Source organism: Spirillospora sp. NPDC047418, assembly GCF_040643275.1.
Classification (GTDB): domain Bacteria; phylum Actinomycetota; class Actinomycetes; order Streptosporangiales; family Streptosporangiaceae; genus Spirillospora.
The window spans coordinates 36,339-44,318 of the sequence record NZ_JBEYTW010000074.1; the positions used below are offsets into that span (position 1 = coordinate 36,339).

Here is a 7,980-nt window from a genome sequence, read left to right on the forward strand (position 1 = left end):
GGCATGATGGGCTTAACCTGTCTCGTTCTTGCGCGTCGAGTCTTCTTGCCTGTCTGGAGTGCCGCATTTCTGTCCGTGAGTCCCGAGCTGGAGATGACTTCCATCTCCTGTGGGCAGCCCGCCGGGCGCTGCACTTGTTGCAGCCGGGTTCCGAGCTGGAACTGCTGAGACTCGAAGGCCTGACGCCATCTGACGCGGGCGACGATGACGACCGCTTCCTCGGTTGCGATCTGAGTGAGTACTACGGCGGGACCACCCTGACGACCGCGAGGCGGCTGGTCCTGACCCAGCTAAAATACAGCGTGAAGCACTCAGGCCGGGCTTGGACGGCCGCCAGGCTGGCTGCGAAAGCCAAAGGCCGCGGTGCGTCTACGCTGCGGCGGCTCGCTGACATGTTCAAAGGGCTAGTGGAAGATTCGGACCCGGCGACGGTGGTGAGCAAGGTCAGTGTTGCGTTGGTGAGTAACCAGCCAACTGACGCTAGTCTGCTTGCCGCCCTGACGGCAGCTCGGGAAGCGCTGGCGGGCAGACCGCTAGGTATCCAGGCAGGTCGTGCTTTTACTCGGCTCGCCCAGCCTCATCGGAAGACACTATCGACGCTGCGCACAGCGTCCGGATTGACCAGCGGCCAGTTCACGGATTTTGTGCGCGTCCTGGACTTGTCTGCTTGTGGTGCTGACAATCGGGCATTGCAGGTGTTGACGCTGCACCAGGAAGCAGCGACTCTCCTCGTCGGTCCGACCCGCCCCGGAGTCGTCGGGCTGATCGAACTCATGCGCCAGCAGATGCTACCGGGGACTGCCGATACCCCTGGGCTTCGTCGCGCTGACATCATCGTGGCGCTCGGCGCCAGCGGCGAGCAATCGCTGTTCCCTTACCCCGCGCACGTGTCGAAACCCACACGGCTTGTTCCGACAACTCAGCCTGGAGCCCTCGCATCTGCTTTGACTGGGGCGTCGACCGGAAGGCTGCTCGCGCACGGTGGACCGGGTGTTGGAAAGACGACGGTGCTCACGGCGTTGGAAGAGGCGTTGTCACCAGGATCAATCGTTGTGGTGTATGACTGCTACGCCAACGGGCGGTACCTCAATCCCGCCAATGACCGGCACAGTGAACGGGCCGTCGTGCAGATCGCGAACGAGACAGCAGTCCGTGGCGGCGTACTGCCGGTCGTGGTTCCGGACGGGCCAGTAGTACACAGCGAACTGTGGCGAGGGCTCGAACGAACCCTCACCGCCGTCGCAGACGGGCTGCCAGAAGGCGCCCTGCTCGTTGTCGCCGTCGATGCTGCAGATAACGCGGTCTACGCGGCTGACCAGGTCGGCGCCCCCGCGTTTGTGCGGGGTCTATGGCACCTGCAACTGCCGGGCAACGTGCGGGTGCTGATGACAGCGCGCAGTGCCCGCCGAGCGGATGTGCTGGTGGGAACGGAACAGCTAGGAATTGCTCAGGTGACGCTGCCCGCATTTGATGCCGCGGCCAGTGCGGTGATGCTGCGGTCGGTGTTTCCGGAGGCACTGGATGGCCACTGTGCTGCCTTCCACGAGGCCAGCAAGGGCGTAGCGCGCGTTCAGGCGTACGCACTGGGAGTTGCGGAGCAGCCGCAGGCTACGGACACGTCTTCGGAACCAGATGAGCCCAACCTCGAAGGGGTTATCGAGCGGGCGGATGCTGGCCTGACAGCCATTTTTGACGAGGTACTCGCCAGCGCTTTATCTACTGTGCATGACCGCGCTGTTCGCCAGCACCACATGGCCATCCTAGCCGCGATGGCACGGCCGGCACGGCCATTGACGCTGGCCCGGGTACTAAGCGTCAGCGAAGGCCAGGTGCGACAGCTGTGCGAAGACATGTTTCCGGCGCTACGCATTTCTGAGAATGTGATCGGCTTCGCCGATGAAGACTTCGAGCATCATATACGTGACCAATTGTCGGAAAGTGACCTGCGTCAGGCACACGATCAGTTCGCTCAGCACTTTCTAGCCCGACGGAACGTAGATGAGGAGGCAGCCCGGCTCGTTGGCCAGCATCTCTTTAATGCCGGCCGGTCCAGGGAACTTCTTGAGCTTGCGCTTGAAGACGGCGCCCCCGAGGCCATCACGGATGGTATGGCGCGTGCCCGAGCCCTCCGGGCAAGGTTGACGCTGGCGTTGCGAGCGGTCGCCGGACGCGGCGAAGAGGACCTGTCTGGGGAGGCAGTGCGGCTTCTGCTGGCAGCTGGGGATGCCGCTCGCACCGATTCGAGCCTGGTTGACACGATACGTGAGCGCCCGGAGTTGGCGGTGTTGCACGCCGACGCAGCCACTGTTGCCGAGGTCCTCCTGCGGGAGGAGTCAGGCGCGTGGCGGGGCCGCGCTCATCTCCGGGCTGCGGCCCTGCTGGCGTGGGCTGGGGAACGGGCGACAGAGGCGGCTGAGCAGTTGGACCTGGCTTGCGCGTGGCTGAGGGCATGGTCGCGCGCAGATGACCGTCGCCGTGGGGAGTTCGGTCCGGAAGACGTCGCCTACGGTGTGCACGCCGCCTACGTACTAGGCGGGCTGGATCGGGCCCATCGCCTGGCCGCCGGTTGGCGTCCAGCCAAGTTCGTGGACGAGGTGACGTGGCACGTGGCGCGGTACGCGCCTAGCCACCTACCGGTCACACAATGCATACGAGATCTGGCGGATGTCCGTGCCAGTGCGTGGGTCCAGGCGCAGTTTGCGGTCACATACGCACGCACTGGGCAGAGGCTACCTACCCGATGGGTGCAAGGGATCGCCGCCCGACTGGATCGAATGCCGCGTCGCCCGGTGCCCCGTCCAGCCGAGTGGGGCGTCTCGTTCTGCGAGGTGGCGCTAGGACACGGCGCGTCAAAGTCCAGAGTGCGGCGCTTGCTGACGCGGTTCGCGCCGCCGATCCCGTCGCACGTGGACGAGTACACCGGCAGCCGCCAGATGCTCGCCCCTCTGCGGGCGGCATGCCTCGATGCAGCCCTGAGTGGCCGCAGCCTCACCAATGAAGATCTCCTGCCTGAGCAGTTGCGGCCACCTGCAGATCATCCAGCAGGCAGCTACGACAAGAACGAGTCCGAGCGGCGGCAGTTTCTGGAGATAGCCGGGCGGCTGTTGCCAGTGATGACAGCACGAGCGGAGTGTGTGGTTACCGCTGCCAAGCGCCGATCCGGGACCGACACGGTCGAGGCGGCAGCGACGGTAGTGCAGGTCGTGTGTAGCACCCTGGAAGGCTTCGGGGGTGAGACGGCCGACCGGTTCTACCGAGCCGGGGATCGACATCGCAGCTGGTTTGTGGCGGCGGTCGAGGCATTGGCCTCGGCTGTGCAAGCTGTCACCGAGGACTCCAGCGGCCGTGGCGCAGCAGCGGGGGCCGCCGTCGACTCGATGCGGACACAGGTTGAGGACACGCTGACCAATGTTGGGGACAGCATCGGAAGGTTGCTGGCCGACGGGGCGGCATACGCATGGGTGCGGATGGGGCGCACGCTCCTCGAAAGCAGCGTTGCTGAGGACGTCGCACTGCAGTTGCTGCAGCGGGCCGGGGATGCCATGGAAACGGTAGCCTTCCCGGCAACTGAACGACGAGATGTGCTACTCGACGCGGCGTCTGCGGCACAGCCCGTTGATGCCGACCTCGCAGGAGACCTGTTCGCTGCCGCAGTACGCGCTGCCAGCGGCGTCGATGCGGATATCGCTCTACGGCTCCGGGCTTTGCTCACGATTGCCGACGGCATCCCCGACAGTCCAGCAGATGGTCCACCAGATGAGGATCGGGCACGCATCGCGCGCCTGCTCGGCCACGCGGTCGAGGACGCAGAACCGTTCGTGCCGGATCCTCAAGAACATTTGCCTCACCGGCTTGCGCTCGCCGTAGCGACCCGCCTGGACGGGCCGACAGGTCTCGCGCTGGCCTGTAGGTGGGAGGACGACGGACACGTCGACCTGTCCGACGGTATTCGCACCGTAGTTCCGCTCCTTGCCGCAACCGGGAGCTTGGACGCCATCGACGCCTTCTGGATGTTGCGACTACTCGACCAGTACGCTGACCCGGTCTCTCCGGCAGTCGCTATCCTCAAATCACTGCTCGGCCGCGTACCAGCCGGCCGCGATCAGGCGATTGTTTGCCTAGGCGCGCTCGCCGACTGGGTTATCCGCGATCTCACTCCCCGCAGACAGGCCGACGTGGCTCGTCGGCTCGTTGCAGCGGCACAAGAGTGGGGCCTGGGTCAGATTGAGTGCGTGCAAAAGCTGCAGGCCCGTGTACGCGGCCTCGCCGTCCTTGAACAGGATGAGCAAGACACGCAAACCTCACGACGCTGGGGCAGTCTCGGTGAGGGGCGGCAGGTGGACGTCGCCGCTCTGATCGCTGACGCCAGCTTGGCGAGTGCTGAACAAGATCTTCGTACCCTCGCAGAAGCCTATGTATCCGACGAGGAAGTGGTTACCTATCTGACGTCTGCGGCTCGCCGAGCCGGCCCCGCGGGGCGTGTTGACGCTCTGGAGGCGCTATTGCAGTTGGCCGACCGCCGCCTGCGAGACGCCAGAGCAACCCGCGTTGCGGCCGCCGTGGCGGAGATGTGCAACGAGTGGCGTGCGAGCATGAGCGTCTGGAACTGGGCACGCAAGCGCCTGCCGGAGTGGGTGACGCGACATCTGCTTAACCTGTTTACGACGGGCATGGATCGGCATCGCACGTATCCGACCAAGCTGCTGCAGCTGCCGAGCGGCGATCCCGTCCGTTCTCAGTGGCTGCTGCCGGCAGCGGCCTCACACCTTGATGAGTTGACCGCCGCCCAGCTTTACACTCTGGCGACGACTCTGGCGGAGACTCTGCCGACCGCCTCTGTCAAAACGCATGTGGTCGACTGGGCTCTGAAGTCTCCACCATCGTTTCCACCCCTAGCTGGTGCGATAAACCCGAGCGCGGCGATCACCATCAGCTCCCCGGTCGACGCGATGGCAGCGCGGCAGGCCTTGCCGACGCCACCCTCTGAGCCCGCTGCGCTCCTCTCGGCGGCGTTGTGGGCATTGCTTGGCCACCCGGACCGGCGGGTGCGGTGGCGAGCCGCACATACCGTGCGGCTCCTGCTGACCCATGGTTGTGACGGTCGTGCTGTGGCTGCTGCACTATGGCGTTGCGCACAAGGCAGTGCCGACGGCGACGCAAGTCGCTGTTTTCGGTCAGCGACGCTCGAATTCTTCCCGCTCTCCGCCCGCCACTGGTTGCTCATCGCCTTTGCCCGGGTGGCCAGCGACAGGCCAACGGTGCTCGCGCCGCTGGCCGCAGAGCTGGCCGCGGCGGCTGCGGACCGGAGTCAGCCGCACGCTGCCATTCGTGAGTTGGCACGCCAGGTAGCAATGGATGTCGCGACATCAGAGCATGAAGCACTGCCAGCGAGTGCCCTAAACGACCTCGCCTTCACCAACCGTCCGAAGGCATGCAGCACGTCCAAAGAGCCACGTCAGGTCGGATCACGCTTCGCCGACTACAACACACGCTTCCATTTCGACTCCATGGATGTGGTGCCGTACTGGTTCATTCCGCTAGCCGAGGTATTTCACGGTGTGGACTTGGCCGACATTATGACGCGGGCAGACGCGTGGATCACCGACCGGTGGGGGCGCAGCCGTGAGGAGACGTGGCAGGATCCGCGTGCACACCAGCACGAGCGCTCCTGGGGGCTCATTAGTGCCGATCATGGCTCGCTGCCGATCGTGGAGACGCTGGGGAAGTATCTGGAGTACCACGCGCTCCAAATGGTGGCCGGCGAGCTAATCGACGAGAACACATTGGTGCATAGGCACTGGACGGAGACGAGCGATCCATGGGAGGACTGGCTGGCGGATCATCTTCCCCGCTCGCGAACCCACTGGCTTGCTGACGCCCGCAGTCCGCTGCCGGCAATAGCTCTCACCCTTGGCGCTTGGGGCAAGCTACAAGAGAGCGACGTCCTCGAAACGGGACCAGTGTCAGAACCCGAGACCACATCGAACTCGACGGAAGCGCCAGAGAGAACCTCTCGATCAAGATTCGACGGTGCAGCTGTCGCACGGCAGGCATGCCGAGCGCTGGAGGAGCTCGACGACAACCCCGGCATGATAGTGGTCTCCGCATCGATCACCACCCGCGCCGACCGTCACGCGTGCAACGCCTGGCTAATCAGTGCACTCAGCACGCCAGACGCCAGCAATGCCCTGCTCGCCGCCTTAGCAAGCAGTCCCCGGCCTCTGAACCTACCGACAGCCGGTGACAGACCACCATGGGGCGACGAGCTCGACGAACCCGAACTCAAACTTCTCGGCTGGCTCACAGATGACCAGTCGGCCCGAGAAGGGCTGGACCGCGACGACCCACTGACGGGCGGAATCAGCGGATCCTGGCGCTTTCCCTTCGCGGCCTTCCTAAAGTGGGCGCGGCTGTCCAGTGATGTCACCGGCACCCGATTTATCGATCCAGAAGGCAAGGTCGGTGCCCAAGTGACGCTCTGGGGGGACGAAAACAAACGCGGACAACGCGACGGAGATGAAGATTATTCCGGCTCCTGCCTGACAGTAAGCCGCAGCCTTCTAATGGCATATCTAGGCCAACGCGGCCTCAGCCTCATATCGGCGACAGATGCCCACGTCTACAACACAGGCCGCAGCAGCATTCAGGAGGAAAAAGATGACCAACGACGGGCAAGATATGTCGCTCGCCACGCCGACGGGCGGGTGGACAGCGTCGAAGTCGATCGAACTCTCTGAACCAGAACGCCCAGAAGCATAATTTGAGTCCGCCCGCTGGAACCCAGCGCGGCAGAAACGGGAGCGGGACTCATGGCGAAGTAGGAACAGAGCAGAAGGACAATGCTGACGTGCGAGATACCGACGGACCCGATATGGCGAACCGGTCCATCCAAGGCGAGCCCGCGAAAGGCGACATGCAACTGACTCCTGGGCTGAAAGAAGCTGAGCAGATCCTAGGACCCGATGTCGCCGCCTTGGGAATGCGGATCATAGCTGAACTCGGCGGCGACGACGCCCCTCTACTCGCCCGATGGATGTCCCTCCGCATTGCCGAACTTATGCACCAAACCCAAGAGGCAACTGACGCCGCCACCCGGGAAGAAGCGGCGAGGGCATGTGCCGACTTGGTGTTACGCGTCTGGGAGAAACGATCGAACTGGCCGCAAGGCTGGCCCCCGGAATCCGCAAACCACGTCATCACGGCCCTAGAGCAACGCAATCAATGGCAACGGGCACGCGTACCGGAACAAGACCAGGACCTCTCCTGGCTGACGGCCCTCCCCGCAGCATTCGACTCAATAGAGGAGGAGCAAGAACTCTGGCGACTGGTTGCACTCGCAGCCACCGACCCAAGCGACATCCGTGCCTGGCTTGAACAGCCTGGGGCAGCACTCGGAGAGCAGGAAAGAAACCAGCTCGAGAGCATTGCCGAGGCCGCAGGCCGAGCTGACGAGCAGCTGACTGAACGGCTAACGTCACACCAGCGCAGACGAATACAGCAACAGAGCGAACAAAAAGCTCCACTCACCGCTGACCAACGGGATGAGTTGACGCTACGCCAAATGAGGCGGCTTGCCCGCGCACGGCTGAAGCTTGCTGACCGAGTCGTCGCTGCGGCAAAAATGCAGGCATTAGCTTCTCTTCAGAATAAACCAGAGGATGGCGCCATCGGCCAAAAGTAGCGAGCCGACCCGACGGCCACCTGAACCATCTGGTCTCGGTGTACACCGGGCCCAGCGCATCCACCGCCTTGATCAGAAAGATACCGGGCCGAGACCAGCGCACGCGATCGATACCGTCGCAAACCGTACCACTCTCATGCCGCAACCAGAGGTCTGGTTAATTCACAACCTTGCTCCCGCACGTGGTGCCGGCGGTTCCTTGGTTAGCCTCGATTTTTCGTAGGTCGGTTGGGTCGCGGAGCGACCCAACCGGCTCTTGGCTTTCGGCGGCGGGTCAGCCGTTGGGCCCGACTGTCGCG

The 7,980-nt window shown here is 63.9% G+C and carries 2 protein-coding genes; both read left to right on the forward strand.

The features are described from left to right. The first annotated feature begins 392 nt into the window (after positions 1-392). Complete coding sequence (locus tag ABZ806_RS33345) at positions 393-6,737, forward strand: hypothetical protein (protein ID WP_500221432.1); 6,345 nt, start codon at positions 393-395, stop codon at positions 6,735-6,737. Positions 6,738-6,847: 110 nt separating this feature from the next. After that, the gene (locus ABZ806_RS33350; RefSeq protein WP_500221433.1) at positions 6,848-7,681 is read left to right on the forward strand and encodes a hypothetical protein; all 834 of its coding nucleotides are present in this window, start codon (positions 6,848-6,850) and stop codon (positions 7,679-7,681) included. Positions 7,682-7,980: the final 299 nt, after the last annotated feature.

What these genes read in the sequence shown, in the direction of transcription:
- ABZ806_RS33345 (WP_500221432.1), top strand. Translation starts at nt 393, where the DNA reads ATGTTCAAAGGGCTAGTGGAAGATTCGGACCCGGCGACGGTGGTGAGC.